Raw genomic sequence first — 24824 nt, 5'->3', positions numbered from 1 at the left:
CTTCAGGCGTTGACGTCGACCACGATGCGGCCGCGCACCCCGCCCTGCAGGATCTGTTGTCCCAGCGCCGGCAGGTCGGCCAGGCGGGCGCGGCGGGTCATGGCCGCCAGCTTGGCCAGCGGCAGCTCCTGCGCGATGCGGCGCCAGGCCTCCTCGCGCTCCTCCCGCGGCGACAGCACCGAATCGATGCCGAGCAGGTTCACGCCGCGCAGCAGGAACGGCAGCACCGTCGCCTTCAGCTCGATGCCGCCGGCATTGCCGACCGCGGCGACGGAGGCGCGGTGGCGCAGCTGGGTCAGCAGCGTCGCCAGCGTCGTGCCGCCCACCGCGTCGATCGCGCCGGCCCAGCGCTCGCTGTCGAGCGGCCGGGCCGAACTGGTGGCGAGCACCGCCCGGTCGATGATCGAGGCCGCGCCGAGATCGGTGAGGTAGCCATGCTCGGCCGGCCGGCCGGTGGAGGCGACCACCCGGTGGCCGAGCCGGTGCAGCAGGGCGGTGGCCACGCTGCCGACCCCGCCGGCCGCGCCGGTGACCAGCACCTCGCCATCGCCCGGCCGCAGGCCGTGCCGCTCCAGCGCCATGACCGCGAGCATGGCGGTGAAGCCGGCGGTGCCGACGATCATGGCCTGTTCGGTGGTCAACCCGTCCGGCAGCGGCACCAGCCAGTCGGCCTTGACCTGGGCCCGCTGCGCGTAGCCGCCCCAGTGCAGCTCACCGACCCGCCAGCCGGTGAGGATCACCTTGTCGCCCGGCTTGAACCGCGGCGTGTCCGAGCGCTCGACCGTGCCGGCGAAATCCACGCCCGGGACATGCGGGTAGCGCCGGACCAGTCGCCCGAGTCCCTGCAGGACCATGCCGTCCTTGTAGTTCAGGGTCGAATGCTCGACCGCGACGGTCACGTCGCCTTCGGGCAGTGCCGCATCGGAGACGGTCTCGACCCGGGACTCGACCTTGCCCTCGCCCGCCTCGCGCAGCACCAGTGCCTGGAATTCGGACATGCTCGCCTCCTGACCCGCTGCGACCATCCCATCAACCCCGGTGGGCTGCAAGCCGGGGGTATCGGCGCGTGGTGCTCAAGAGGCCGGCCATATTCCGCAACGCAAGGCTGCCCATCGCGTGGCGGCCGGGATTTCCGGTTTCCTGCGCACCATCTGATGGTGGTCGCGTCACAAGTAGAAAATACAGACTCTTCCATGGAAGCGATCAGCAAAGAGTTCGCGGCCAAACGCCATGTTCTCGTCGTCGATCAGGAATCCGAGACGCGCAGCGCGATCTCGTCGTTCCTGCGGGACGGCGGCGGCATGACGGTCACCGTCTCGGATCCGCATGAGGTCCGGCACCGGTCCAGCGGGCCTCCGCCCAGCCTGATCGTCCTGGTGCTCCAGCCGGGGAACGGGGACGAATTCGAGCGCCTTCGCGCCATCCGGGCCCATTGCGACATTCCGGTCATCCTGGTGTCGGACGATCTGGGCGGTGAGGTGCACCGGGTCGCAGGGCTGGATCTCGGGGCCGACGACTACGTCGTGAAGCCCGTCGTGCTGCGGGAGCTCCTCGCCCGGATCCGCACCATCCTGCGGCGGCGGGATCCCGGCCCCCCCGCGCCACAGGCGGCGATCAAGCGCAGAGGCTTTCGATTCGGCGGCTGGCGCCTCGATTGCCACGGCCGACGGCTGTCCGACCCGAGCGGGGCCGAGGTCGAGCTGACCCGGGGCGAGTACGCGCTGCTGGTGGCCCTGCTCGAACACCCGCAACTTCCCCTGTCGCGGGAGTTCCTGCTCCAGGCGACGCGGAAGCATGAGGATGTGACCGACCGCGCCATCGACGTGACGGTGACGCGGCTGCGTCGCAAGCTCGAGAGCGATCGGTCTCTCCTGAAGCCCATCCGGGCGGAACGCGGCGTCGGCTACATCTTCGCCTTGGGCGTCGAAGCGTTCTGAGCAAGCAGCGCAGCGCGCTGGCGAAGACGATCAGCTTGGGACCCGACGCCAGACAACGGACGGCGGATCCCCTGTGCCGCCCGCAACATCACTGCCGCCGCTCTGATAAGGGCTGAGCTGACTCCGACAGAAGGGCCATTGAAAGGCATGCCAGCGCCCTACCGCTATGCTGCCATCAGCCCAGCCGGGCCAGGCGCTCCAGCATCCGCCCGTAGAAGACGGGCGCGTCGCACCCCGTCAGCCACAGGCCATTGGCCGGGCGTCCGGAGATGCCCCACCAATCGACCACGGTCATGCCGAGGGTCAGCAGCGACGCCGTCTCGATCTCGACATTGCAGCGCCGGCCGGTGAACAGCTCCGGCCACAGCAGATAGCCGACCGCCAGCGCGTCGTGCAGCGGCCGGGTGGCGGTGCCGTACTTCTCGTTCCCGAAGCGCTGGAAGAACCGCATCATCCCGGCGCCGGCGGCGCCGACTTGCGTGCCCAGCGCCGCCAGGTCGGCGATCCAACTCTCCGGCGTCGGCGCCGCATAGGTGCAGTCGATCGGCACGGCGACCAGGTCAATGCCGGCGCCGAACACGATGGCGGCGGCGTCAGGGTCGACCAGGATGTTGAACTCCGCCGCCGGGGACATGTTGCCGCCCTGAAAGAAGCCGCCGCCCATCAGCACGATGCGGCGGATCTTGCGGGCGATCGCCGGGCAGCGGCGCAAAGCCATCGCGACATTGGTCAGGGGGCCGATCGGCACCAGGGTGGTGGCGCCGTCGGGCCGGGCCAGCAGCGTCTCGACCATCCAGTCGACCGCGTGGCCCGGTTCCGGCGGCCGCGCCGGGGCCGGAAAGTCCCAGCCGTCCAGGCCGGTTTTGCCGTGCACCTCCTCGGCGAAGCGGGCGGGGCGCAGCAGCGGCCGTTCGCAGCCGGCCCGCACCGGGATCTCCGGCCGGCCCGCCAGTTCCACCACCCGCCGGGCGTTCGCGGCGGTGACCGCGACCGGGACATTGCCGGCGACGGTGGTGAGGCCGAGCACCTCGAGTTCCGGCGACGCCAGCGCCAGCAGGATGGCGAAGGCGTCGTCCTGCCCCGGATCGGTGTCGATGATGATGGCTTCGGTCAAACCTGCCTCCTCGTTCTTCAGAAAAATGTATACAGAAATGAGTTTCTGTATACAGATATCCCAAACAGGGGAGCTTGCGCATGGGTCGGGGAGAATTCTCGAACATCCCGGTGCTCGACGTGTCGCCGCTGCGCGGCGGCGCCAGGCTTGAGGACCGGGCCGGCACGGTGGCCGAGCTGCGCCGGACGCTGGAGACCATCGGCTTCGTCTATCTCGCCGATCACGGCGTGCCGCCGGAGCTGGGCGAGCGGCTGCACCGGCTGTCGGTGCAGTTCCACGACCTGCCGGCCGAGGCCAAGCTGCGCATCCGGATGAACGGCGCGCATCGCGGCTACATGCCGTTCAGCACGTCGACCATCGTCACCTCCTCCGTCGCCACGGTCACCAAGCCGAACCAGAGCGAATCGCTGATGGTGATGCACGACCTGGCCGACGGCGACCCGGCGCTGGGTGAGCCGCTGCAGGGCCCGAACCAGTGGCCGGCGGAGATCCCGGAGCTGCGGCAGGCGGCGCTCGACTACATGCAGGCGATGTCGACCCTGGGCCGCGACATGGCGGTGGCGATCGCCGAGGCGCTGAGCCTGCCGCCGACCTATTTCCTGCCCCATTTCGACCGCCCGACCCTGTTCCTGCGCCTGCTGCACTATCCCGAGCAGCAGCGTGAGGAGGGGCTGTTCGGGTCGGCCCCGCACACCGATTACGGCTTCATCACCCTGCTGGCGCAGGATTCGGTGGGCGGGCTGGAGGTCCGCAACCGCGCCGGCGACTGGATCCCGGCGCCGCCGATCCCGAACACCTTCGTGATGAATGTCGGCGACATCCTGGCGCGCTGGTCGAACGACCGCTTCGCCTCGACCCCACACCGGGTGCTGAACCTGAGCGGCCGCGAGCGCTATTCGCAGCCCTTCTTCTACGATCCGTCGATGGACACCGTGGTCGACTGCCCCGCCGCCCTGCTGGCGCCGGGCGAGGCGCCGCGGCAGCCGCCGGTGCGCTACGGCGACTATCTGCTCGACCGGCTGAACAAGAACTACGAGTACCGCAAGAAGGCGTCCTGAGAACGCCAAGGGACCCGGCAGAGGTCCCATGGGGAGGCGCCGCCCGGGTCGGCGGTCCACAGCGAGGCCACGAACAGCGGAGATTGAGACATGCAGCCCACTCGACGGCAGGTTGTCATGGCATGCGCGGCCCTGATGGGTCCGGCCATGCTGCGTTTCCCGGCCCTGGCGGCCGCGGCGCAGGAGCTGGTGATCACCACCTATGGCGGAGTCTGGGAGGCGTTCTGGCGCAAGAGCCTGGTGCCTGCCTTCGAGACCTCGACCGGCGCCAAGACCAAGCTCGACATCGGCTTCGGCCGCACCTTCACCTCGACCCTGCGGGCGGCCGGCAAGGACCAGCCGCCCTATTCCATGGTGATGATGAACGAGGTCTTCGCCTCGCTGCTGCGCAAGGAGGGATATTTCGAGAAGTTCGACCTCTCGCTGGTGCCCCACTACAAGGATCTGTACCCGATCGCCCAGACCGGCGACGGCTGGGCCGCGGTCGGCATGATCTCGCCGCTGGGTCTCGGCTACCGCACCGACCTGGTCCAGACCCCGCCGAAATCCTGGAAGGACCTGTGGACCAACCCGGAGTTCCAGGGCCGCATCGGCCTCTACAACATTGTCAACTCGGCCGGCAAGGCGATGGTCATGCTGACCGGCAAGCTGTTCGGCAGCGGCCCGCATGACCTGGACAAGGCCTATGAGAAGCTGGGGGAGCTGGCGCCCGTGCTGCAGACCGACTTCAACATGTCGACCCTGATGTCGACCGGCGAGATCGTGGTCGCGCCCTATGATTTCGGCGAGATCGCGCGGCTGAAGCACCAGGGGCTGCCGGTCGACTGCATCGTGCCGGAGGAAGGCCTGCTGATGTGGGACCAGACCTTCAGCATCTGCGCCAACGCCCCGGCGCGAGAGCTGGCCTACAAATACATCGACTTCATCCTGTCGCCGGAGACGCAGCTGATGCTGGCGCGGGAGTTCTTCGTCTCCCCGGTCAACCGCACGGTCGAGGTGCCGGAGGATCTGCGCGCCGACGTGCCGGTCTATGGCGAGCAGATGAGCCGCATCCTCGCCTGGGACTGGGATTGGGTGAACGCCAATGCCACCGAGATGACGGAACGCTGGAACCGGACCTTCCAGTGACCGAAGTCGTCATTTCAGGGCTGACCCGCAGCTTCGGCGCGGCCCGCGCGGTCGACCGGCTGTCGCTGTCGATCGCGAGCGGCGAGTTCGTCTCGCTGCTGGGCCCATCGGGCTGCGGCAAGACCACCACGCTGAAGCTGATCGCCGGTTTCGAGGAGGCCGAGCACGGCAGCATCGCCTTCGACGGGCGCGACGTCTCGGCCCTGCCGCCGGAGCGGCGGGACATCGGCATGGTGTTCCAGTCCTACGCCCTGTTCCCGCACATGACCGTTGCCCGCAACCTGGCCTTCGGGCTGGAGATGCGGAAGGTGAGCCGGGCCGAGATCGCAACCCGTGTCGCCCGGGTGCTGGAGATGGTGCAGCTGCGCGGAATGGAAGAGCGCTATCCGCGCGAGCTGAGCGGCGGCCAGCAGCAGCGCGTCGCCCTGGCCCGGGCGCTGGTGATCGAGCCGAGCATCCTGCTGCTGGACGAACCGCTGGCCAATCTCGACGCCCGGCTGCGCGACGAGATGCGGGTGTTCATCCGCGACCTGCAGCGGCGGGTCGGCATCACCACCATCTACGTCACCCACGACCAGGCCGAGGCGATGACGATGTCCGACCGCGTCGTGGTGATGTTCGGCGGCCGCATCGCCCAGGCCGGCGCGCCCGAGGCGATCTACGAACGCCCGGCCGATGCCCGGGTCGCCAGCTTCGTCGGCCAGGCCAACCTGCTGCCCGGCATCGTCGTGGCCACTGGCGACGAGGCGAAGATCCGCACCGTGTTCGGCGACTGCGCCGCCGACGGGCTGGACGGCACCGCGCCGGGCGCCGCGGTCAGGGTCCTGCTGCGGCCGGAGGCGATCACCCTCGCCCCCGCCGGCATCGGCACCACGGCGACGGAGGGCGTGGTCGAGGGCCGCTATTACCTGGGCGCCATGGTCAATTACCGCATCCGGCTGCCGGACGGCAGCGATGTCGAGGCCCACAGCCTGACCCAGACCCGCTTCGCCGAGGGGCAGCGCGTGGCGGTGCGGCCGCCCGCCGCCCCACTCTGGGTCGTCCCGGAGGCGCCATGACCCGCAAACGGCTATCCTGGACCTGGCTGCTGATCGCGCCGGCAGCGGTGCTGCTGGGCGTGTTCCTGCTGGTGCCCTATCTCAACATCGTGCTGATGAGCTTCCGGCCGCCGGCCACCGGCGCGCCCTACGGACCGGGGCTGACGCTCGGCAACTACGAGCGCGCCCTGACCGATGGCTACTATCTGGGCCAGCTCGGCAGCACGCTGTGGATCGCGCTGTTGACCACCGCGGCGACGCTGCTGGTCGGCTTCCCGGTCGCCTGGCAGCTGGCCCGCAGCCGGTCGCGCTGGCGCCCGGTGCTGTACGGCATCGTGCTGTCGCCGCTCCTGGTCGGGATCGTGGTCCGCAGCTTCGGCTGGACCATCCTGCTCGGCAACAACGGCGTCATCAACAAGGCGGTCCGGTCGCTGGGCCTGACCCTGGCGCCGCTGCCGCTGATGTACAACACGCTCGGCATCGTCGTCGCCCTGACCCATGTCTTCCTGCCCTTCATGATCCTGCCGGTCATGGCGGCGCTGCAGACCATCGACCCGGCGCTGGAGGCGGCGGGGCGGTCGCTCGGCGCCACCAGGCGGGTGGCGTTCCGGCGCATCGTGCTGCCGCTGGCCCTGCCCGGGATCCAGTCCGGCTGCATCCTGGTCTTCGTGCTGGCGCTCAGCGCCTATGTCACCCCGGTGCTGATCGGCGGCATGCGGGTGAAGACCATGACCCTCACCGTGGTTGACACGCTGACCGACGCCTTCCAATGGCCGCTGGGCTCGGCGCTGGCGCTGATGCTCAGCGTCGCCGGCGGGCTCTGCGTCGTCCTGTTCGCCCGGGCCACGCGGATGCGGTGGGCGTCATGAAGCCGCGACGGCCGATCCTGTTCCCGATCTTCTGCGGGCTGGTCTACGCCTTCCTGCTGGCGCCGATCCTGGTCGTGGTCGGCGCATCCTTCAGCGCCGGCGCCTTCCTGGCCTTCCCGCCGCAGGGCCTGTCGCTGCGCTGGTACGAGGCGTTCTTCGCCAACGAGGTGTTCGTCACCGCGATCTGGACCTCGCTGCAGGTCGCCACCGTCGCGACCGTGGTCTCCGCCGCGATCGGCACCGCCGCCGCCCTCTACCACGCCCGCCATGCCGGCCGGTCGAAGGAGGCGATCCGCATCGCCGTGCTGGCGCCGCTGCTGCTGCCCGAGGTCCTGACGGCGATCGCGCTGCTGTTCTTCTTCTACGCGATCGGCATCGGCACCAAGAACCTGGTGGCGCTGGTCACCGGCCATGTGCTGATCACCCTGCCCTTCGTGTTCATGAACGTCTCGGCCTCGCTGCAGGGCTTCGACCGGTCGTGGGAACTCGCGGCGCGCAGCCTGGGCGCCCGGCCGTGGCGAGTGTTCGTCCGGATTACCCTGCCGCTGATCAAGCCGGGGCTGATCGGCGGCTGCCTGTTCGCCTTCATCATCTCCTTCGACACCTTCGCGATCTCGTTCCTGCTCAAGGACGTCGGGACCTCGACCCTGCCGATCCAGCTGTTCGATTATCTTCGCCTGAACTTCACGCCGGAGGCCGCGGCCGTCTCCACCATCAGCATCGTCATGACGCTGCTGGTCGTGGTGGTGACCGAGAAGGTGCTCGGCCTCAAGATCCAGAGGTTCTGACCCGCGACCATGGAGACCGCCATCCTGGATGAAGACAGCGGCACCCCGCGCCGGCCGGTGCTGTCGCAGACGGTGCTCGCCTTCCTCGAGCGCAAGATCATCCTGCGCGAGCTGGCCCCCGGCGCCAAGCTGGTGGAGGAGGAGCTGTGCGAGCGCTACGGCATCAGCCGGTCGCCGGTGCGCGAGGCGCTGCGGCTGCTGGAGGGCACCGGCCTGGTGATCCGCCGGCCGCGCCAGGGCGTGCGGGTGGCGCCGATGTCGCTGGCCGATCTCGACCAGATCTATTCCTGCCGGGTCAAGCTGGAGGCGCTGGCGGCGGAGGGCGCGGCCCGGTCGGCCAACCCGGTCGCGGTCGCCGGTGAGCTGTCGGTCGCCCTCGCGGCGATGCGGTCGGCGCTGGAGGCGGGCGACGTCGAGCGCTGCTTCGACGCCAATGTCGCCCTGACCGAGGCGCTGCACGAAGCCTCGGGCAACGCCGTGCTGCAGCGCCTGCTCGCCATCGTGCAGAGGCCGGCGCTGCGCTACCGCCATCTGGCCTATGGCGTGTCGGCGGAAATGACCGCGATCGCGATCGAAGCCAACCAACAGATGATCGACGCCATCCACCGCGGCGACGCTCCGGCGGCCGGCCGAGTCACCGCCGGGCTGGTCGAGGCCGCCTGGCAGATCGTCCGCACGGCGTTGTCCTCTGCCATCGGCAAGCGATGACAGCACAGATGCAACCGCCTGTGGCGCTATGGGTCCCGGCCGACGATGGCGGTGCTGCGGCGACGTGCTGCGACCTCTGGATGGTCCAGGATGCTGACATGCGCCGGGTCGGCGCCGCCGGGCGCGCCCCAGCCGGTGACGGCGGGGCCGAAGAACTCCGCATTGGCGGCGCGGAAGGCGCGCTCCGCCGCCGGCAGCTCGTCATCGGCATAGATCGCCTGCACCGGGCAGACCGAGAGGCAGATGCCGCAGTCGATGCATTCGTCCGGATGGATGTACATCATCCGCCCGCCCTCATAGATGCTGTCGACCGGGCACACCTTCTGGCAGGCGCCGTCCTTCACGTCGATGCAGGCCGAGGCGATGATATGGGTCATGACACCCCCTCACCGCCCCTGCCAGCGCGGCGGGCGCTTTTCCTGGAAGGCGCGCACGCCCTCCTCCTGGTCGGCGGATTGTAGCGCCTCGACCAGCGCGGGTAGGCGTAGCGCCTGGGCCTGCACTGCGGTCAGCCCGGCCCCGGCCCGCACCATCTGCTTGATCGCCCGCACCGACAACGGGGCGCTGGCCAGGATGTCCGCCACCCAGCGGTCGACCGCCGCATCCAGCGCCTCCGGCGCAGCCACCTCGTTGACCAGGCCCAGCCGCAGCGCCTCGTCGGCGCCGATGCGCCGGCCAGTCAGCAGCAGGCCCATGGCCTGGACATGGGACAGGCGCCGGGCCAGCAGGGCGATGCCGCCATCCAGCGCCAGCCGGCCGACCCGCGGCTCCGGCAGGCCGAAGCTGGCGCCGGCGGAGGCCACGACGATGTCGCAGCCCAGCACCATCTCCATGCCGCCGCCCAGCGCATGGCCGTTGACCCGGGCGATCACCGGGATGTCCAGGGTCTCGCGCAGGGCGATGCCGCCGAAGCCGCCGGGGCGCGGCGCGGCCCAGTATTCCAGCCCGCTGACGCCCGACCCGTCCTTCATGTCGGCGCCGGTGCAGAAGGCGCGGTCGCCGGCGCCGGTCAGCACCACGGCGCGGATGGCGCGGTCGCGCTCGATCGTCTCCCAGATTCGGATCAGCTCCTGCTCGGTCGCGCGGTCGACCGCATTCATCCGGTCGGGCCGGTCGAGCGTGACGCGGGCGATCTCGCCCTCGACCGTGAAGCGCACCGTCATGACAGCACCCCCGACTCGCGCAGCGCCCGGATCCGCGACGCCGGGAAGCCGGCCTCGGCCAGCACGGCGTCGCCGTCCGCGCCCAGCGCCGGCGGGGCATGGCGGATGCGGAAGGCCGACGGATCCATGGTCAGCGGGCTGCCGATCAGCGCCAGCGGGTCGCCCGGCTCATGCGACACCACGCTGCCATTGGCCTTGGTCTGCTCATGCACCAGCGCGTCGGACAGCGTCAGCACCGGGGCGCAGAGCAGGTCCTGCTCGTCCAGTCGGGTCAGCCAGTGCTCGGTGGTGTTGCTGGCGAAGCGCTCGCGGAACAGCGCCTGCAACTCGGCCTTGTGCTTCACCTGGCCGGCGAAGTCGGAATAACGCGGATCGGCCGACAGGTCGGGCAGGCCCAGCGCGGTGCAGATGTCGCGCAGCGGGTTGGCCTTGAAGGCACCGACCAGGACGATAGCGCCGTCGGTGGTGGGAAAGGCGCCGGTCAGCGGATAGGCGCCCCAGCTGAAGTCGCGGCCGCGCTGCAGCCACATCGCCGCTTCCTGCATCTGCATCGCCAGCATGGATTCGAACAGCGACACCGAGACCTGCTGGCCGCGCCCGGTCTTCTCCCGCTGCAGCAGCGCCAGCAGGATCGCCTGCACCAGATGCATGCCGGCGGAGTAGTCGCACAGCGAGGTGGCGTAGATGGTCAGCGGCTCATCGTCGTTGCACTTGCGCATCATCACGCCGGACAGGGCCTGGGCCAGGATGTCCTGGCCGCCCTTGTAGGCCAGCGGCCCGGCCTGGCCGAAGCCGGAGCCGAAGGCGCAGATGATGCGCGGGTTGATCTCCGCCAGCCTGGCGTAGCCGAAGCCCATCCGCTCCATCACCCCGGCGCGGAAGTTGTTCACGACGATGTCGGCGCCGCGGATCAGCTCGTAGACCACCTGCTTGCCGTCGTCCTGGCGCAGGTCCAGCGCGATCGACCGCTTGTTGCGGTTCAGGCTGCGGAACACCGGGTTGTTCGGCCCGTCCGGGTCGTCCGGGATCGAGCTGCGCGACAGGTCGCCGGCGCCCGGCCGCTCGATCTTGATCACGTCGGCGCCGTAATCGGCCAGCACCTGGGTGGCGCTGGGGCCGAGCATGACCTGGGAGAAGTCGATCACCCGGATGCCGGACAGCGGCTGGATCCCGTCGCTTTGCATGCTGCTCACGCCCCTATTCCGCGGCTTCCGCCACCTGCGCATTGGCCGCCGGCCGGTCGCCCGGATCGGCCCCCTGGGCCCGCAGCGTAGCCTGCAGCCGGGCCACGTCCACCCGGTCGACCGCGACGCCGGCCTGCACCGCCAGCGCCGCCGCCACGCCCGCGGCCTCGCCCATCGCCATGCAGGGCGGGATCTCGCGCGAGATGCGCTGGGCGGCCGAGGTGGCGGAGTAGTGGCGGCCGGCGACCAGCAGCTGCGACACGTCGCGGGGCAGCAGCGACCGGTAGGGGGTGTAGTAGTCGCGGCCGCGGGCGATGCTGTCGGCGAAGTGGCGGCGCTGGGTCACGTCCTCCTTCGACACGACATGGACGCCATCCAGCAGCCGGCTCTGGCGCACGCCGACCTGCGGCGCCACATCGACCACGAAGGCGTTCTCGAAGCCCGGCATCTTCTCCCTGATATAGGCGAGCAGCGCGGCGATCCGGTCGCGGCCCTGGAAGTCGGCGCGGGTCAGGTCGTCAACCTTCAGCCCGTCGAAGCCGGCCATGTGCGGGCAGTTGCACCAGACCACGCCGGCCAGTGGCGTCTTCAGCCACCATTTGTCCCAGGACCCGCCCATGATCCGCTTGGCCTCGCGGTCCAGCGCGGCGAAGGCCTCCGGCTCCTCGTATTCGAAGCGCTCGGCCGCCGCGGTGTCGACGCCGCCGAGGCGGAACACGGTGGTGACGATGAAGGCGCCGTGGATGAAGGGCGCGCCGGCCGAGGCGGCGACGTCGAGGTCGCCGGTGGCGTCGATCACCACCGACCCCATGATCGCGTGGCGGCCTTCCTTGCTGTCGCAGATCACGCCGGTGATGCGCCCGTCCTCGACGATGGCGCGCGAGAACCAGCTGTGCAGCCGCAGGGTGACCCCGGCCTCGCGCACCAGGTCGTTGGCGACGCGCTTGTAGCCGTCGGGGTCGAAGGCGGCGGCGTAGCAGATCGGCTGCGGCTTGATGTGGGAGTGGAAGTCGAACACGCCCCAGCGCGACCATTTCCGCCACATCGCCGGGTCCGAGCGGCGGTCGGCCTCCGGCGGCGCCACGCACAGGCCGATCCGCTCCATCCGGTCGATCATCTCGCCGCACAGGCCGCGGACGCTGATCTCGGCGCCGTTGCTCATGTCGTCCAGCACCAGGACCATGCCGCCCGAGGCCAGGCCGCCGAGATAGGCGTAGCGTTCGAGCAGGATCACCGACAGGCCGTTGCGGGCGGCGGCGACGGCGGCGGAGATGCCGGCCGGCCCGCCGCCGACGACGACGAGGTCGGCGCGCGCCGCGACCGGGATCCGGCCTTCGGGTTCGACAATGGTGTCAGGCATCGTGGCCATGCTCACGGCTCCGCAATGAGGTCGGGAGGGGACCGCGCGTCAGGCGGCGCGGACGTTCCATTTCAGGAAGCGGTGCTCGGCCCAGCTGATCACGCCGAAGAAGGTGGCCGAGAACACCGAGCCGACGACGATGGTGGCGTAGAGCAGCGGGGAGTCGAAATTGTAGGTGGCCTGGATGATCAGCGCGCCGATGCCCTTGGTGGCGCCGATCCATTCGCCGACGATGGCGCCGATCACCGCGGTCGACGCCGCGATCTTCAGCGCCGAGAACAGGTAGGGCAGCGCATTCTTCAGCCGCAGCTTGACGAAGACCTCGCGCGGCGAGGCCGAGAGGATGCGCATCAGCTCCAGCTGCTGCGGGCTGACGTCGCGCAGGCCGCGGGTCATGTTGACCAGGGTCGGGAAGAAGCAGATCAGCGCCGCGATGGCGATCTTCGGCTCCATGCCGTTGCCCAGCAGCAGCACCAGGATCGGCGCCTTGGCCACCACCGGGATGGTGTTGATCATCACCGCCACCGGGAAGAACGCCTCCTCCAGCGTCCGCTTCCAGACGAAGGCGATGGCGATCAGGATCGCCGCGGCGTTGCCCAGCAGGAAGCCCAGCACCGCCTCGATCGCGGTCGGCAGCAGGTTCGACAGCAGCATGCCGGATTTGGCGACCAGCACCTTGGCCACCGCGCTGGGCGCCGGGGCGATGAAGGGCTTGATGCCGAGCAGCGGCACCGCGATCTCCCACAGCACCAGGATCGCGGCCACGGCCAGGACCGGCAGCAGCCGGCGGCGCCAGGCCAGAAAGCGCTGCGTCCCGGCGAAGGCGGCCTGGGCCTCGGCGTCCTCGGCGAAGGCACCGGCCATGGGCAAGGTGTCGGTGGCGGGCGCGACCATCAGCAGGCCTCCAGCACGCGCCGCAGCCGGGCGGCGAGGTCGACGAATTCCCGGGTCTCGCGCACCGGGATGCGGCGGGGCGACGGCAGGTCGACCGGCACCAGCTCGCGCACCCGGCCGGGCCGGGCGGCCAGCAGCAGCACCTCCTGCCCCAGGAAGGCGGCTTCGTAGATCGAATGGGTGACGAACAGGATGGTCGTGCCCGTCTCCTCCCACACCCGCAGCAACTCCTCGTTCAGCCGGTCGCGGGTGATCTCGTCGAGCGCGCCGAAGGGCTCGTCCATCAGCAGCAGCTTCGGGTCGTTGGCCAGGGCCCGGGCGATCGAGACGCGCTGGCGCATGCCGCCCGACAGCTCGTGCGGGAAGGCGTTCTCCCACCCGCCCAGCCCGACCAGGTCCAGGAGCTCGCGCGGGCTGCGCTTGCCAGGGCGGGCGCGGCCGACCTCGAGCGGCAGCTCGACATTCTGCAACGCCGTGCGCCAGGGCAGCAGCGCCGGGTCCTGGAACACGAAGCCGATGTCGCGCCGCTCCCGCGCCGCCGAGGCGCTGCCGCCGAGCACGCGGACGGTGCCGCTGGTCGGCGGGATCAGGTCGGCCACCACCCGCAGCAGGGTGGACTTGCCGCAGCCGGACGGGCCCAGCAGGGTGACGAAGCCGCCGGGCCGGACCGCCAGGTCGATGCCCTCCAGCGCCGTCACGGTGCCGCGTTCGGTGGTGAAGCGGACCGTCACCCGGTCCAGGCGGATGGCGGGCTCCGCGGCCGGGGCAGCGGCGGGCGGCTCGATGCGGACCGCGCGGTCCAGGGCGATGGCGGGCATGGATACGCCTCCCCCCTCAGCCGATCTTCGGGCGGTTGCCGCGGGTGGCGTCCAGCACCGCGGTGCTCATCACCGCGTCGATCGCCGGCGTGCCGGCGGTGAACTGGCCGAGCCCGGCATAGAGGTCGATCTGCTCCTGCCACACCGCAGGGTCGAAGCAGCCCCAGCCATCCTGCTTCGTCTTCTCGGTGAAGACGTAGTCGAGCAGCGTCTTGCAGGCCGCCAGCTCGTCCTCGCGCACCGCGTCCGGATATTCCTGCAGGAACAGGTCGACCGCCTGCTCCGGGTTCTGGCGCGCGTACTGCCAGCCGCGGCCGGCGGCGCGCAGGAAGCCGGCCAGCAGGTCGCCCTGGCCCTCGATGGTCTCGGCGGTGGCGTAATAGGGCATGGCGTACAGCCGCACGCCCTGGTCCCACAGCCGCATGGTGATCATGTCGGGGCCCAGCACCTTCAGCGCGGTGCGGTTGGTCTCCCACCCGGTGATGCAGTCGACCTGGCCGGTCAGCAGCGGCGACATGTCGGCGCCGATCACCACGACCTCGACGTCGCTTTCGGCGATACCGTGCTTGCGTAGCAGGGCCGACAGCAGGATCCGGCCGGTGGCCTGCACCCCGACCTTCTTGCCCACCATGTCCTGCGGCGAGCGGATCGGCGTCGCCGGCAGCGAGAAGTAGCTGTAGGGGTGCTGCTGCGCCCCGACGGCAAAGCATTTCACCGGGATGCCCTGCGACGCCGCCAGCAGCAGCGAGGGGCTGGAGGAAACCTGGCCGATCTCGAACCGGCCGGAGGCGACGATGGCGACGCCGTCGATGCTGGGCCCGCCCGGTTGGATCGCGAAGTCGATCTTCTCCTCGTCGAAATAGCCGAGGCGCTTGGCCACGATCTCGCCCAGCTGGTTGTCGTTCGCCAGCCAGCCGAGCTGCATGTTCACCGCGCGGGTGCCGGTCGCGGCCCGGGCCAGGCCGGGGATCACCGTGGGGCAGGCCAACCCGCCGGCCAGCGCCATGCCGGTCTTCAGCAGCTGTCGCCGGCTGGCCGAGAGCGTCGTCGCCATGAAGCCATCTCCTTTTTCGGGGTCGCGTTGGACCCGGAGCTTCCCTGCCGATGCGGCTCTTGGCGGTGTCGCTCGTCGTGGCTTCCTGGGGCGACGCGTCCGCGCTCGGATCCGGCAACTTTAGGGGTGCCGCGGCGTACGCCGGAAGAATAGAATTTCGCGCGAGGTGATGCCTTTTCGGCATCACCCGGGGACGGGCTTCAGGGGGCGACCGGCATGCATGCGGTGGTGCTGCGCTATCTCGACCATGTCGCGCGGCTGGGCTCGATCCGCCGGGCGGCGGAGGCGCTGAACGTCGCCTCCTCCGCCGTCAACCGGCAGATCCTGAAGCTGGAGGCGGAGATGGGTGCGGCGCTGTTCGAGCGGCGGGGCAATGGCGTCCGCCTGACCCCGGCCGGCGAGCATCTGCTGCGCCATGCCCGGCACACGCTGGCGGAATGGCAGCGCACCTGCAGCGACATCGCCGCCTTGTCCGGCGACCTGCATGGCGAGGTGCGGATCGTGGCGATCCCGTCGCTGCTGGTGCGGGTGGTGCCGCGGGCGATCGAGGCGGTGGCCACGCAGCACCCGCACATCTCGTTCCGCGTCATCGACGCCGACCCGGCCGAGCATGTCGAGGAGATGCGGGCCGGCCGGCCGGACATGGCGCTGCTGTTCATCGATCGGCGCCAGCGCAGCTACGAGCTGACCGCCCGGCTGCGCACGGCGCTGGGCGCGATCATGCGGCCGGACCATCCGCTGGCCTCGGCCGCGGGCGTCACCCTGACGCAATGCGCCGACTATCCGGTGGTGATGCTGAACGACCCCTGGCTGCTGGACGCGGTGTCGGAGAGCGAGTTCATCCACAGCGGCGCCCAGTTCAGCGCCCGCATCCTGTCGAATTCGCTGACCGTGATGAAGGCGGCGATGCGCTCCGGCCTCGGCATCGGCTTCTTCACCCCGACCGGCTTCGTCGACGAACTGCGGCGCGGCGAGCTGGTCTGCGTGCCCCTGATGGAGCCGGGGCTGGCCGGCAGCGAGATCGGGCTGTTCGTCCACCGCGATCGGGCCGCAGCCCCGCACATCCAAGTGTTGGCCGCGGAATTGGGCCGGCAACTGCACAGCCTGACGGAGGACATTGCCAGCATGGGCCGATCAGTGGATGAGAGTGATCCTGGACGACCTTAGAATCCATGGTGGTCGGATCCAGGGGCCATCACCGTCCGCGACGTCTGGGTCGAATACGGCGACCAGATCGTGCTCGAGGCGCTCAACCTCAACATCACCTCGGTTCCTTCCTCGGCACCCGCGCCCAGATGCACGACCTGCTGAAGCCGCTGTGGCGGCAGCACGGCATGACCGTGATCATGGTCACCCACGACCTGAAGGAGGCGTTCGGCCTGGGCACAAGGCTGATCGCCTTCGACAAGCTGCGCCACGACCCGCAGGCGCCCGGCCGCTACGGCGCGCGCCTGACCTACGACCTCGACCTGCCCCGCCGGCGGGCCGCGCCCGTCGCGCCGGTGCCGCGGGCCAACCAGGACAGCCACAGCGGGACCTCGACGTTGCCGCTCCGTCCACGCCACAGCACCTGATCGGAGATCCGCGATGCCTCTGCCATCCTCCTGCCCAATCCACCTGAAGACCCTGCGCCTCGTCTATCGCGTCCTGAAGGCTAGGGCGGACCACCTGTAGCGCGAGGCCTTCCTACCGCAGCAGCTCGACATGCGCCTCGGTCGGCTTGCGGCCGGCGCCGTTGATCGGGGTGATGTCCTGCGGGCAGGCCGAGAACACGACGACGCAGTCGCGCGCCGCCCGCAGCAGCACATGGTCGCCGGGCCTGGTCACCGGCTCGCCCTGGGTCAGGCTGAGATCGGCGTTGACCGGGATGTTCATGAACAGGTTCAGCGGTTGCGGCACCCGGTCGGCGGACAGGCCGATCGCCGCCATCGCCTCGACCATGTTGTCGGCGCAGTTGCGGTGGTACTCGGTGCAGCCGAGATGCTCGTAGCGCCAGCGGTCGCAGGCCGCCATCAGCGTGTCGTGGATGCCGGGCGACGTGTCCTCCTCCAGCACCAGGATCGGCTCGCGCCGGTTGGTGAACAGGGTCTGCCCGGCCGCCGGCATCAGCCGCCCGTTCTCCACCCGCGTGTGCTCCATCGACATGTGATGCGCCAGGTCCTCGGCGCAGAAGGCCCAGGTGTCGACCACCTGCGAGCCGTGGGTGTTGACGACCCTGACCGCCTCGCCGGCCGCGAGGCGCACGGCCTTGCCGCGGGTGGCGGGGATGACGTCGCGTTCGGTGGGCATGATGCTCTCCTGCTTCAGGCGGCCTTGGCGCGGCGGCGCGCGGCCCAGCGCGGCTGGGCGCAGATCTGGCCGAGAAACTCGATGACGGTGAGCGCGCCGAGATAGGCGGTGACGCCGGTGCCGACATCCAGCGGCGGATTGACCTCGACGAAGTCGAAGGCGGCGACCTCGTGCCGCTCGGCGATCGCCTTCAGGCTGTCGCGCAGCTCGGGGTAGCTCATGCCGTTCGGCTCGGCCGAGACGCAGCCCGGCACCAGCGACATGTCCATCGCGTCGACGTCGATGCTGACATAGACGCGCGACCCGGCCGGCAGCAGCTCGGCGATGCCGGCCGGGCCGAGGCGCCGGAACTCGCCCATCGGGATGACGCGGTTGCCCGAGGCGATGATCGGCTCCACCTGGTCGGGCGAATGGCGCAGGCTGCGGATGCCGACCTGGGTCAGGCTCAGCGCGTTCGGCATGCCGGCGATGTGGCGGAAGGCGTGGCTGTTGGTGTGCTGCAGGTCGTTCTCGAACGGCGCGTAGTCGGTGTGCGCGTCGAAATGCACGACGTGCAGCTTTTCGTCGAAGGCGCGGAACACCGGATAGGTGATCGAATGGTCGCCGCCGAGCACCACCGGCATCGCGCCGCGGTCGAGGATGGCCCGGACCGCCGCGGTGATGTTGGCGAAGGTCCGCTCCGCATTGGCCGGGTGGATGTCGACGTCGCCGGCATCGGCGATCAGCCCCTGCGCCATCTCCTCGACCAGGTATTCGCGCCGTGTCTCCGGGTCGTAGTAGCCGCGGCCGCTGCCGTAGAAGCGCAGCGAATGCTCGCGCAGCGCCCGTGGCGCGAAGCGGCTGCCGGGCAGGAAGGGCGAGCCCTCGTCGAATGGCACGCCGAGCACCGCGATGGCGGCGTCCAGCACCGACAGATCCTCGCAGATCCGGGCGCGCAGGAAGGAAGGGATGCCGACATAGGGCCGGTTGACGCGGGACATGTCCTACTCCGTCTTGAGGATGGCGGGATCGGGAGCGGCCGCGCCGGGAAGCCGGTGCGACAGCACGAGGTCGAGAAAGCTGCGCAGCCGTGGCGACTTTGGCGCCGCGATGAGGTCGCGGGCCGGCCCCTCCTCGATGATGCGGCCGCGGTCCATGAAGGCGATGCGGTCGGCGACATTGGCGGCGAAGCCGATCTCATGGGTCACCACCAGCATGGTCATACCGCCGGCGGCGAGCGCGCGCAGCACGCCGAGCACCTCGCCGACGAGTTCGGGGTCGAGGGCCGAGGTCGGCTCGTCGAACAGCATCAGCGCCGGCTCCATCGCCAGCGCGCGGGCGATGGCGACCCGCTGCCGCTGCCCGCCGGACAGCGCGTGCGGATGGCGCCCGGCGCGGTCGGCGAGGCCGAGCTGGCCGAGCAGCTCTTCGGCCCGGCGCGTCGCCTCGGCCCGCGGCCGGCCCAGCACCACCATCTGCGGCCGCACCACATTCTCCAGCGCGGTCATGTGCGGCCACAGGTTGAGCTGCTGGAACACCAGGCCGATCTTCGGGCGCAGCGCATCGATCTCGCGCCGCGTCTGGCGTCGGATCGTGCCGTCGCGGCCGGTCTCGCGGCCGAACGGCCGCCCCGCCACCGCGATGAAGCCGTCATCCGGCTGTTCCAGCCAGGTCAGGCAGCGCAGCAGCGTGCTCTTGCCGCAGCCGCTCGGTCCGATCAGGGCGACGATCTCGCCTTCCGCGATGTCGAGATAGACGTCGTCGAGCGCGGTCGCACCCGGGAAGCGCTTGGTCAGGGCCGAGACGCTGAGGGCGGGCGCCGTGCTCATGACGGCCGCCGCGCCGAAAGCGACAGGTAGCGCGCCGCAATCGGGCTGCCCGAGACCCTGGCCGCCTGCGGCGCGTCGACCCGGCGCTCCAACCCCGCCGCCAGCGCCGCGATCACGATCGCGATCAGCCAGTAGATCCCGGCCACCGCGGCGAACACTTCGAAGGGCGCGAAGGTGTTCCCCTGCACCACGAGGCTCTGATAGGTCAGCTCCGGCACGGTGATCGAGGAGAGCACCGCGGATTCTTTCATCATCGTCAGCGTCATGTTGGTGGAGGGCGGCACCAGCGGGCGCAGGATCTGCGGCGCCACCACATGGCGCATCGCCCGGGCCGGCGACATGCCGATCGCCCGCGCGCTCTCGAACTGGCCGCGCGGCAGCGCCAGGATCGCGGCCCGCACGATCTCGGCGTAATAGGCGCTGGCGAACAGCGCGAGCGCCGTGGTGCCGACCAGCGTCGCCGGCAGCCGGATGCCGGAGAACGGCAGGCCATAATAGACGACGAACAGGATGATGATGAACGGGATGCTGCGCAGCACCTCGATATAGACGCCGGCGACGAGGCGAGGCAGCCGGCCGGGCATCAGCGCCATCAGGGCGACCAGGATGCCGATGGCGTAGCCGGCGACGAAGGCCACGGCAGACAGGCGGATGGTGAGCCAGGCGCCGTCCAGCAGGATCGGCCAGTAGCCGGCCAGGATGGTGGGGTCGAAATGCATGCCTCAGGCCCGCGTCAGGGCGAAGCGGGCCTCGGCGACCCGGCCGGCGAGGCTGATGGCGAGGTTGATGACCAGGAACACCAGCGCCGCGCCGACCAGCGTCTCGAACGGCCGGTAGCTCGCGCTGGCGATCTGCTGCGCCGTGCGCAGCACGTCGACGACGGTGATGACGGACAGGAGGGCGGTGCCCTTCACCACGATCGTCGCCTCGTTGATCAGCACCGGCACGATGCGGCGGAACAGCTGCGGCAGCACCACCTTGAACCAGATGATCCGCGGCGGCAGGCCGAGCGCGGTGGCCGCCTCGATCGGGCCGCCGTCGATGGCCGCCAGGCCGCCGCGCATGCTCTCGCTGACGAACACCATGCTGTTGAAGGCGATGGCGGACACGCCGGCGACCTCGGGCGAGAGATCGAGGCCGATCGCCGGCAGCACGTAATAGGCGATGAAGATCTGGATCAGCAACGGCGTGCCGCGCACGAAGCTGATGAGGATGGCGACGGCGATGTTCACCGCCGCGATCTTGAGCGAGCGCAGGATGGTCAGCGCCGTGCCCAGCAACAGGGCGAGCAGCATGATCACGGCGGCCAGACGGATGTTCACCAGCGCCGCATTGGCCAGCCCCGGCAGGATCGACATGAGGTGGTCGAGCTTGAAGCCCATCGTCCAGCGCCTCTCTCGGATCGGACCGCAATTCGGGGGCCGGCGCGCCTGCCTGCGGCGACGGCCGCGCCGGCGCCCGGGCTCACATCGCGTCGGGCGGGAGATAGCCGCTGTCCGGGATCTTCATCTCGAAGCCGAACCACTTCTTCTGCAGCGCGCCGAGGCGGCCGTCGTCGCGCATCGTGCGGATGATGGCGGAGATGGCGTCGCGCAGATCCTTGTCGTCGGGCCGAGTCACCCAGGCGAGGAAGGTGTAGCCGCCATCGACCGGGGTCGGCATCGCCAGGTCGAAAACGTCAGGCCGTTCCTTCACCAGCACGGCCAAGCTGGGCAGCGACTGGATCACCGCATCCACGTCGCCATTGGCCAGCGCCACATAGCTTTCGGGAAAGGCCGTGAACAGCTTCAGCTCCTTGAAGCCGGTGCCGCCGGCCGCCTTGAGCTTGGCATCGACGGCCCGGGCCACCGGCTCGGTCGACGACGCCAGCTGGGTCGCCACCACCTTGCCGTTCAGGTCTTCGACCGCCGCCATCGGGTCGCCCTTGCGCTTCATCGCATAGGGAATGCCGTCGGCGATCGGCAGCGTGTAGGCATAGCGCTTGGCGCGCTCCTCGTTGATGCCGACGGTGGTGGCCACGAAGTCGAACTTGCCGGCGAGCACGCCCGGCAGGATGCCCTGCCAGGGCAGGTCGAGCTGATTCAGCTTGGTGACGCCGAGGCCCTTCACCACCTCGGCCAGGATGTCGGGGCCATAGCCGACGATCTTGCCGTCCTGCACGAATTCGAACGGCGGAAAGGCGGCCTCGGTGCCGACGGTGAGCTCGCCCGTCCGCTTGATCTTCTCGAGCGTCGTCTCGGCGAAGGCCGGCTGGAGGACAAGGAGGCCCATGCAGGCAGCGCCTGCGAGAAGACCCAACACCCTGCGGTTGATCCACGACATGGCAGCGCCTCTCTGTTGTGTTTGGTTTTTTTGTGCTGGGAACAGACGCCGCCTCAGGCCGGCGGCGCGTCGAAGTAGTTGGCCCGCACCGCGGCGCCGATCAGGTTGACGATCAGTCGTCCGGCGGCGATCGACGTGATCATGTTCACGTCGATGGACGGCGTGATCTCGACGATGTCCATGCCGAGCACTCGGCCCTTGCGCACCAGGCCATGGATCAGCTTGCGCACCTGGTGGAAGGTCAAGCCGCCTGGCGCCGGCCCTTCGACCGCCGGCATGACGCTGGGGTCCAGGCCGTCGGCGTCGATGGTGATGTAGTACTGGCCGCCATCCGGGATGCGATCGAGCACGGCGTCCATGCCGCCGTCATGCACCTCGAAGGCCGGGATGATGTTCGAGCCGTAGGCGGCCGCCGCATCGACCTCCTCGGGCCGGGCGCTGCCCTGGGCGCGGATGCCGATCTGGAAGATCTCGCCGATATGGGCCATCTCCGACGCCCGCCGGATCGGGCTCGACAGGCCGTCGCGCACGCCGTTCACATCGTCCCGCCAGTCGATATGCGCATCGACCTGGATCAGCGTGATCGGCCCCCGCCCCTCGAAGGCCCGCAGGATCGGGATCGGAATGCCGTGATCGCCGCCGATCGTGATCGGCATGGCGCCCGCGGCAAGGATCTTGCGTACCGCCTCCTCGGCGCGGCGGTAGTGGCTGCGGAGATCGGTCATGTCGGCCGGCACATTGCCGACATCGACCACCTTCAGCGCCCGGCCGCCATAGATCGGGCCGCCGACGTCGAAGTCGTAGCGTTCCAGGCTGCGGCAGACCCGGTCCGTCGCTGCCCGCACCGCGTCCGGCGCCTTGGTCTGGTCGTTGGTGATGGCCGCGGCGTCGTAGGCGCTGCCGAAGGGGATGCCGAGGATCGCGACATGCGCGTCGAGCCGGTCGAGATCGGTGCAGATCGGAGACCAGAGGAAGCTCTGATGCTTCAAGGAAGGCGGTACGGTCAGCGGCAACGCCATGAATCCTCCGAATACTGGCGGCGGATGGTGCCGGTTGTTTCGGCAACTGCTCGGCAATTGAGCATCCGCCCGGTCGTTACTGGGATGCCGAAGCTTAGGCACCGATCGGGCGCGCCGAGGATGACGGTCGACGAAACCGTGCTTGTAGGGGATGCAACATGGACCAGCTGACGCACGCGCCCGTGCCGCCGATCAGCGAGGCGGACCTCCGGCTCCTGCGCATTTTCCGCGCGGTGGCGGAGGCCGGCGGCCTCACCGCTGCCGAACGGCCGCTTGGCATGGAGCGGTCGACGATCAGCCGCCACCTGCAGGCGCTGGAGACCCGGCTCGGCGCCCGGCTGTGCTTCCGCGGCCCGGCGGGGTTCGAACTGACCGCCTTCGGCGCGAGCGCGCTCCAGGCCGCCATCGCCGCCTGCGACGCGCTGGAGACGGTGCGGCACGAGCTCAACCTCGCCCGCAACATCCTGACCGGAGAGCTGCGCATCGGTATCGCCGACAATTGCCTGTCCAACCCGCGCTGCCGGCTGGTCGGCGCCCTGGCCCGCTTCCGCGAGATCGCGCCCGACGTAACGCTCAACCTGTCGATCGGCCTGCCGGACGAGCTGGTCGAGGGCATCTCGGAGCGGCGCCTGCATCTCGCCGTCAGCGGCCAGCCGGCCGGCAACCCCAGGCTCGACTACCGTTCGCTCTTCACCGAGGAGTTCCGCCTCTACGTCGCGGCGGATGTGCGGCCGCCGCCCGGGCTCGCGGAGCTGAACCAGCGCGGTTTCGCCCTGGTCACCCGGACCAACGACCGGCGCACGCAGACCCTGGCCCGCCATCTGGACCTCAAGCGCATCGCGGTCGCCTTCGGCCTGGAGGCGGTGGCCACGATGGTCGCCGGCGGCGGCTTCGTCGGCTTCCTGCCGACGCATTATGCCGAGATGCTGACGCCGACGTACCGGCTGCGGGAGGTCGGCGGCGCGGAGGCGTTCCGCTACACGACCCAGTTCTCGCTGATCTGGGCCGTCGACCGGCCGCTGTCACCGAGCGGTCGCCTGTTCGTCCGCCTCCTCGCGGATCTCCCGGAGGGGGCCTAGCCGCGAGGACGGCCGATCGGAGACCACGATCGGGAGAGCCTCCGGATCGCACAACGGACAGGCTGGCCTATCGGCCGAAATCCAGCACCAGCCGTCCCAGGACCTCTCCCCGGCGCAGTCGGGCAAGAGCCTCGTTCACCTGGTCGAACGGCACCGTCTCGACCGTCGCCGCGACCAGGCCGCGGGCCGCGAAATCCACCGCCTCCTGCAGGTTCTGGCGGGTGCCGACATTGGAGCCGCGGATCGACTGACAATGCGGCCATTGTGCTGATCGATCATCAGGTCGGTACGATCACCCTCACGCACTCTCACGACCTCAACACGATGAGGGACGCTTCGCTCAAGCTCGCGAAAATCGCGAGGGCCTTGAACATCCCGGTGGTTTTGACGTCGAGTATGGAAGATCAATTCCAGGGCCTGCCCTGGCCCGAATTTGAACAGATTCTCCCGGAAGCGTTCGCCGCGGGTATCAAGCGTCCCGGGATTGTCAACGCCATGCACCACGACGGCTTCAACAAAGCGGTCAAGGCGATGGGCCGCAAGAAGCTGATCGTCGCCGGCGTCACGACCGAGATCTGCGTGACCTTCCCCGTGCTGCAGATGCTGGACGAGGGCTACGACGTCCATGTGGCCGCAGACGCATCGGCGTCAATGACGAAGACCGGACATGACCTCGTCTTGCGCCGGATGGAGCAGCACGGTGCCGCTATCACAACCGTGTACCAGATCGTCTCCCAGCTGACGCTCGACTGGTCGACCCCGAAGGGTCGCGAGCTCGCGGCGGTTTTCGGCTGGGCGCGAGCCCCGGCCCAGATCACCCTCGTCTCATCAGGCGGCCCCGGGCGCAGGCTTCGGTGGCCGCTTCCGCATCTGATCTTCATGCCTGGGACTGCACACCCGGGCATCGTCTTCGGCCGTGTCGCCGACCAATTGGGCGCCATTCGCGGCTGCGGAGTGCGGCAAGACTGGGCCGGACGCTGCCAGGGGCCGCGCTTTGGTCGCGCTGTGCACGATGGTCGGGGCGCTGACGATGTCCCGGATGGTCAACGACCCCGCCCTGTCTGACGAGATCCTGCGCGAGGTGAAGGCGTCCCTGGCCCGCGCCTGACGCTGTCAGCGTGGAACGGTGCAGTGCCCGGAACGAGAACAGGCCCGATGCGTTGGCATCGGGCCTGTTGGTATCTGGTTGCGGGGA

The 24824-nt window shown here is 69.8% G+C and carries 28 protein-coding genes; 11 read left to right on the top strand and 17 right to left on the bottom strand.

Translation table 11 applies throughout. The annotated features are described in order from the left end of the window. Positions 1 to 2: 2 nt before the first annotated feature. Positions 3 to 998 carry an MDR family oxidoreductase gene (locus AB4112_RS31885; RefSeq protein ID WP_441725737.1) on the bottom strand — a complete coding sequence of 332 codons (996 nt, stop codon included), beginning with the start codon at positions 996 to 998 and terminating at the stop codon, positions 3 to 5. Between the two features lie 195 nt (positions 999 to 1193). Here AB4112_RS31885 and AB4112_RS31880 point away from each other — a divergent pair, with 195 nt between their 5' ends. Next, positions 1194 to 1937 (top strand): winged helix-turn-helix domain-containing protein, encoded by a 744-nt coding sequence (locus AB4112_RS31880; RefSeq protein ID WP_441725734.1) that lies wholly within the window; start codon positions 1194 to 1196, stop codon positions 1935 to 1937. A gap of 175 nt (positions 1938 to 2112) precedes the next feature. On the opposite strand, the gene AB4112_RS31875 is transcribed toward AB4112_RS31880, so the two are convergent. Further along, positions 2113 to 3051: a nucleoside hydrolase gene (locus AB4112_RS31875; RefSeq protein WP_441725731.1), complete on the bottom strand. Its 939-nt coding sequence runs from the start codon at positions 3049 to 3051 to the stop codon at positions 2113 to 2115. Between the two features lie 80 nt (positions 3052 to 3131). Between AB4112_RS31875 and AB4112_RS31870 the strand changes: the two genes are divergently transcribed. The 6 genes from AB4112_RS31870 (at position 3132) to AB4112_RS31845 (ending at position 8639) form a co-directional block, all read left to right on the top strand. Continuing rightward, positions 3132 to 4109 (top strand): isopenicillin N synthase family dioxygenase, encoded by a 978-nt coding sequence (locus AB4112_RS31870; RefSeq protein WP_441725728.1) that lies wholly within the window; start codon positions 3132 to 3134, stop codon positions 4107 to 4109. Between the two features lie 147 nt (positions 4110 to 4256). Continuing rightward, entirely contained in the window at positions 4257 to 5237 is a 981-nt protein-coding gene (locus AB4112_RS31865; RefSeq protein WP_309802040.1) for an ABC transporter substrate-binding protein, read from the top strand. Next, complete coding sequence (locus AB4112_RS31860) at positions 5234 to 6295, top strand: ABC transporter ATP-binding protein (protein ID WP_309802041.1); 1062 nt, start codon at positions 5234 to 5236, stop codon at positions 6293 to 6295. The genes AB4112_RS31865 and AB4112_RS31860 overlap by 4 nt, the downstream gene beginning before the upstream one ends. After that, positions 6292 to 7143 carry an ABC transporter permease gene (locus tag AB4112_RS31855; RefSeq protein WP_441725724.1) on the top strand — a complete coding sequence of 284 codons (852 nt, stop codon included), beginning with the start codon at positions 6292 to 6294 and terminating at the stop codon, positions 7141 to 7143. Before AB4112_RS31860 ends, AB4112_RS31855 begins: the two co-directional genes overlap by 4 nt. Then, the gene (locus tag AB4112_RS31850) at positions 7140 to 7931 is read left to right on the top strand and encodes an ABC transporter permease (RefSeq protein ID WP_441725721.1); all 792 of its coding nucleotides are present in this window, start codon (positions 7140 to 7142) and stop codon (positions 7929 to 7931) included. Before AB4112_RS31855 ends, AB4112_RS31850 begins: the two co-directional genes overlap by 4 nt. Positions 7932 to 7940: 9 nt before the next feature. Beyond that, positions 7941 to 8639: a GntR family transcriptional regulator gene (locus AB4112_RS31845; RefSeq protein ID WP_441725719.1), complete on the top strand. Its 699-nt coding sequence runs from the start codon at positions 7941 to 7943 to the stop codon at positions 8637 to 8639. Positions 8640 to 8665: 26 nt separating this feature from the next. Here AB4112_RS31845 and fdxA read toward each other — a convergent pair whose 3' ends face one another. From fdxA to AB4112_RS31810, 7 genes are read right to left on the bottom strand one after another with little or no spacing between them, the layout of a single operon-like run. Next, positions 8666 to 9016, bottom strand: a complete 351-nt coding sequence (gene fdxA / locus AB4112_RS31840; RefSeq protein WP_441725716.1) for a ferredoxin — start codon at positions 9014 to 9016, stop codon at positions 8666 to 8668. A 9-nt stretch (positions 9017 to 9025) separates the two neighbouring features. Next, positions 9026 to 9802 carry an enoyl-CoA hydratase-related protein gene (locus AB4112_RS31835; protein WP_441725713.1) on the bottom strand — a complete coding sequence of 259 codons (777 nt, stop codon included), beginning with the start codon at positions 9800 to 9802 and terminating at the stop codon, positions 9026 to 9028. Next, positions 9799 to 10986, bottom strand: coding sequence for a CaiB/BaiF CoA transferase family protein (locus tag AB4112_RS31830; RefSeq protein WP_441725870.1), 1188 nt, complete (start codon positions 10984 to 10986; stop codon positions 9799 to 9801). Before AB4112_RS31830 ends, AB4112_RS31835 begins: the two co-directional genes overlap by 4 nt. Positions 10987 to 10999: 13 nt before the next feature. Then, complete coding sequence (locus tag AB4112_RS31825; protein ID WP_441725710.1) at positions 11000 to 12355, bottom strand: FAD-dependent oxidoreductase; 1356 nt, start codon at positions 12353 to 12355, stop codon at positions 11000 to 11002. 39 nt (positions 12356 to 12394) lie between these two features. Continuing rightward, positions 12395 to 13240 carry an ABC transporter permease gene (locus AB4112_RS31820; RefSeq protein WP_441725707.1) on the bottom strand — a complete coding sequence of 282 codons (846 nt, stop codon included), beginning with the start codon at positions 13238 to 13240 and terminating at the stop codon, positions 12395 to 12397. After that, on the bottom strand, positions 13240 to 14058 hold the full coding sequence (locus tag AB4112_RS31815) for an ABC transporter ATP-binding protein (RefSeq protein ID WP_441725704.1): 819 nt from the start codon (positions 14056 to 14058) through the stop codon (positions 13240 to 13242). Before AB4112_RS31815 ends, AB4112_RS31820 begins: the two co-directional genes overlap by 1 nt. A 16-nt stretch (positions 14059 to 14074) precedes the next feature. Then, entirely contained in the window at positions 14075 to 15112 is a 1038-nt protein-coding gene (locus AB4112_RS31810; protein ID WP_441725701.1) for an ABC transporter substrate-binding protein, read from the bottom strand. A 216-nt stretch (positions 15113 to 15328) separates the two neighbouring features. Here AB4112_RS31810 and AB4112_RS31805 point away from each other — a divergent pair, with 216 nt between their 5' ends. Both AB4112_RS31805 and AB4112_RS31800 read left to right on the top strand, forming a co-directional pair. Then, positions 15329 to 16279: a LysR family transcriptional regulator gene (locus tag AB4112_RS31805; RefSeq protein WP_309802057.1), complete on the top strand. Its 951-nt coding sequence runs from the start codon at positions 15329 to 15331 to the stop codon at positions 16277 to 16279. Positions 16280 to 16407: 128 nt separating this feature from the next. Next, a complete protein-coding gene (locus AB4112_RS31800) occupies positions 16408 to 16686 on the top strand; it encodes a hypothetical protein (protein WP_309802058.1) in 279 nt (92 codons plus the stop codon). Positions 16687 to 16798: 112 nt separating this feature from the next. Here the strand turns inward: AB4112_RS31800 and AB4112_RS31795 are convergent, their stop codons facing one another. From AB4112_RS31795 to AB4112_RS31765, 7 genes are all read right to left on the bottom strand, one after another. Then, the gene (locus AB4112_RS31795; protein ID WP_441725697.1) at positions 16799 to 17401 is read right to left on the bottom strand and encodes a DUF1989 domain-containing protein; all 603 of its coding nucleotides are present in this window, start codon (positions 17399 to 17401) and stop codon (positions 16799 to 16801) included. A 14-nt stretch (positions 17402 to 17415) separates the two neighbouring features. Further along, positions 17416 to 18381, bottom strand: coding sequence for an arginase family protein (locus AB4112_RS31790; protein WP_441725694.1), 966 nt, complete (start codon positions 18379 to 18381; stop codon positions 17416 to 17418). A 3-nt stretch (positions 18382 to 18384) separates the two neighbouring features. Then, complete coding sequence (locus AB4112_RS31785; RefSeq protein ID WP_441725691.1) at positions 18385 to 19209, bottom strand: amino acid ABC transporter ATP-binding protein; 825 nt, start codon at positions 19207 to 19209, stop codon at positions 18385 to 18387. Beyond that, positions 19206 to 19928, bottom strand: coding sequence for an amino acid ABC transporter permease (locus AB4112_RS31780; RefSeq protein WP_441725688.1), 723 nt, complete (start codon positions 19926 to 19928; stop codon positions 19206 to 19208). Before AB4112_RS31780 ends, AB4112_RS31785 begins: the two co-directional genes overlap by 4 nt. 3 nt (positions 19929 to 19931) lie before the next feature. Beyond that, positions 19932 to 20591, bottom strand: a complete 660-nt coding sequence (locus AB4112_RS31775) for an amino acid ABC transporter permease (RefSeq protein WP_441725685.1) — start codon at positions 20589 to 20591, stop codon at positions 19932 to 19934. Between the two features lie 82 nt (positions 20592 to 20673). Beyond that, positions 20674 to 21480 (bottom strand): transporter substrate-binding domain-containing protein, encoded by an 807-nt coding sequence (locus tag AB4112_RS31770; protein WP_441725682.1) that lies wholly within the window; start codon positions 21478 to 21480, stop codon positions 20674 to 20676. Positions 21481 to 21584: 104 nt separating this feature from the next. Continuing rightward, on the bottom strand, positions 21585 to 22550 hold the full coding sequence (locus tag AB4112_RS31765) for an agmatinase (RefSeq protein ID WP_309802068.1): 966 nt from the start codon (positions 22548 to 22550) through the stop codon (positions 21585 to 21587). 158 nt (positions 22551 to 22708) lie between these two features. On the opposite strand from AB4112_RS31765, the gene AB4112_RS31760 reads away from it, so the two are divergent. Beyond that, positions 22709 to 23629: a LysR family transcriptional regulator gene (locus AB4112_RS31760; RefSeq protein ID WP_441725678.1), complete on the top strand. Its 921-nt coding sequence runs from the start codon at positions 22709 to 22711 to the stop codon at positions 23627 to 23629. A 67-nt stretch (positions 23630 to 23696) separates the two neighbouring features. Here the strand turns inward: AB4112_RS31760 and AB4112_RS31755 are convergent, their stop codons facing one another. After that, positions 23697 to 23840, bottom strand: a complete 144-nt coding sequence (locus AB4112_RS31755; protein WP_441725867.1) for a hypothetical protein — start codon at positions 23838 to 23840, stop codon at positions 23697 to 23699. Positions 23841 to 23893: 53 nt separating this feature from the next. Between AB4112_RS31755 and AB4112_RS31750 the strand changes: the two genes are divergently transcribed. Beyond that, positions 23894 to 24694: an isochorismatase family protein gene (locus tag AB4112_RS31750; RefSeq protein ID WP_441725675.1), complete on the top strand. Its 801-nt coding sequence runs from the start codon at positions 23894 to 23896 to the stop codon at positions 24692 to 24694. Positions 24695 to 24824: the final 130 nt, after the last annotated feature.

It is taken from the genome of Inquilinus sp. 2KB_23, assembly GCF_052115705.1.
Taxonomy (GTDB): domain Bacteria; phylum Pseudomonadota; class Alphaproteobacteria; order DSM-16000; family Inquilinaceae; genus Inquilinus; species Inquilinus ginsengisoli_A.
The sequence above is the reverse complement of the archived record's forward strand: the minus strand, read 5'-3'. Positions and strand labels throughout refer to the sequence as shown.

What these genes read in the sequence shown, in the direction of transcription:
- AB4112_RS31785 (WP_441725691.1), bottom strand. Translation starts at nt 19,209, where the DNA reads ATGAGCACGGCGCCCGCCCTCAGCGTCTCGGCCCTGACCAAGCGCTTC.
- AB4112_RS31805 (WP_309802057.1), top strand. Translation starts at nt 15,329, where the DNA reads ATGCATGCGGTGGTGCTGCGCTATCTCGACCATGTCGCGCGGCTGGGC.
- AB4112_RS31800 (WP_309802058.1), top strand. Translation starts at nt 16,408, where the DNA reads ATGCACGACCTGCTGAAGCCGCTGTGGCGGCAGCACGGCATGACCGTG.
- AB4112_RS31770 (WP_441725682.1), bottom strand. Translation starts at nt 21,480, where the DNA reads ATGGGCCTCCTTGTCCTCCAGCCGGCCTTCGCCGAGACGACGCTCGAG.
- AB4112_RS31760 (WP_441725678.1), top strand. Translation starts at nt 22,709, where the DNA reads ATGGACCAGCTGACGCACGCGCCCGTGCCGCCGATCAGCGAGGCGGAC.
- fdxA (WP_441725716.1), bottom strand. Translation starts at nt 9,016, where the DNA reads ATGACCCATATCATCGCCTCGGCCTGCATCGACGTGAAGGACGGCGCC.
- AB4112_RS31815 (WP_441725704.1), bottom strand. Translation starts at nt 14,058, where the DNA reads ATGCCCGCCATCGCCCTGGACCGCGCGGTCCGCATCGAGCCGCCCGCC.
- AB4112_RS31885 (WP_441725737.1), bottom strand. Translation starts at nt 998, where the DNA reads ATGTCCGAATTCCAGGCACTGGTGCTGCGCGAGGCGGGCGAGGGCAAG.
- AB4112_RS31765 (WP_309802068.1), bottom strand. Translation starts at nt 22,550, where the DNA reads ATGGCGTTGCCGCTGACCGTACCGCCTTCCTTGAAGCATCAGAGCTTC.
- AB4112_RS31855 (WP_441725724.1), top strand. Translation starts at nt 6,292, where the DNA reads ATGACCCGCAAACGGCTATCCTGGACCTGGCTGCTGATCGCGCCGGCA.
- AB4112_RS31780 (WP_441725688.1), bottom strand. Translation starts at nt 19,928, where the DNA reads ATGCATTTCGACCCCACCATCCTGGCCGGCTACTGGCCGATCCTGCTG.
- AB4112_RS31850 (WP_441725721.1), top strand. Translation starts at nt 7,140, where the DNA reads ATGAAGCCGCGACGGCCGATCCTGTTCCCGATCTTCTGCGGGCTGGTC.
- AB4112_RS31820 (WP_441725707.1), bottom strand. Translation starts at nt 13,240, where the DNA reads ATGGTCGCGCCCGCCACCGACACCTTGCCCATGGCCGGTGCCTTCGCC.
- AB4112_RS31825 (WP_441725710.1), bottom strand. Translation starts at nt 12,355, where the DNA reads ATGGCCACGATGCCTGACACCATTGTCGAACCCGAAGGCCGGATCCCG.
- AB4112_RS31795 (WP_441725697.1), bottom strand. Translation starts at nt 17,401, where the DNA reads ATGCCCACCGAACGCGACGTCATCCCCGCCACCCGCGGCAAGGCCGTG.
- AB4112_RS31835 (WP_441725713.1), bottom strand. Translation starts at nt 9,802, where the DNA reads ATGACGGTGCGCTTCACGGTCGAGGGCGAGATCGCCCGCGTCACGCTC.
- AB4112_RS31865 (WP_309802040.1), top strand. Translation starts at nt 4,257, where the DNA reads ATGCTGCGTTTCCCGGCCCTGGCGGCCGCGGCGCAGGAGCTGGTGATC.
- AB4112_RS31775 (WP_441725685.1), bottom strand. Translation starts at nt 20,591, where the DNA reads ATGGGCTTCAAGCTCGACCACCTCATGTCGATCCTGCCGGGGCTGGCC.
- AB4112_RS31880 (WP_441725734.1), top strand. Translation starts at nt 1,194, where the DNA reads ATGGAAGCGATCAGCAAAGAGTTCGCGGCCAAACGCCATGTTCTCGTC.
- AB4112_RS31845 (WP_441725719.1), top strand. Translation starts at nt 7,941, where the DNA reads ATGGAGACCGCCATCCTGGATGAAGACAGCGGCACCCCGCGCCGGCCG.
- AB4112_RS31810 (WP_441725701.1), bottom strand. Translation starts at nt 15,112, where the DNA reads ATGGCGACGACGCTCTCGGCCAGCCGGCGACAGCTGCTGAAGACCGGC.
- AB4112_RS31790 (WP_441725694.1), bottom strand. Translation starts at nt 18,381, where the DNA reads ATGTCCCGCGTCAACCGGCCCTATGTCGGCATCCCTTCCTTCCTGCGC.
- AB4112_RS31870 (WP_441725728.1), top strand. Translation starts at nt 3,132, where the DNA reads ATGGGTCGGGGAGAATTCTCGAACATCCCGGTGCTCGACGTGTCGCCG.
- AB4112_RS31830 (WP_441725870.1), bottom strand. Translation starts at nt 10,986, where the DNA reads ATGCAAAGCGACGGGATCCAGCCGCTGTCCGGCATCCGGGTGATCGAC.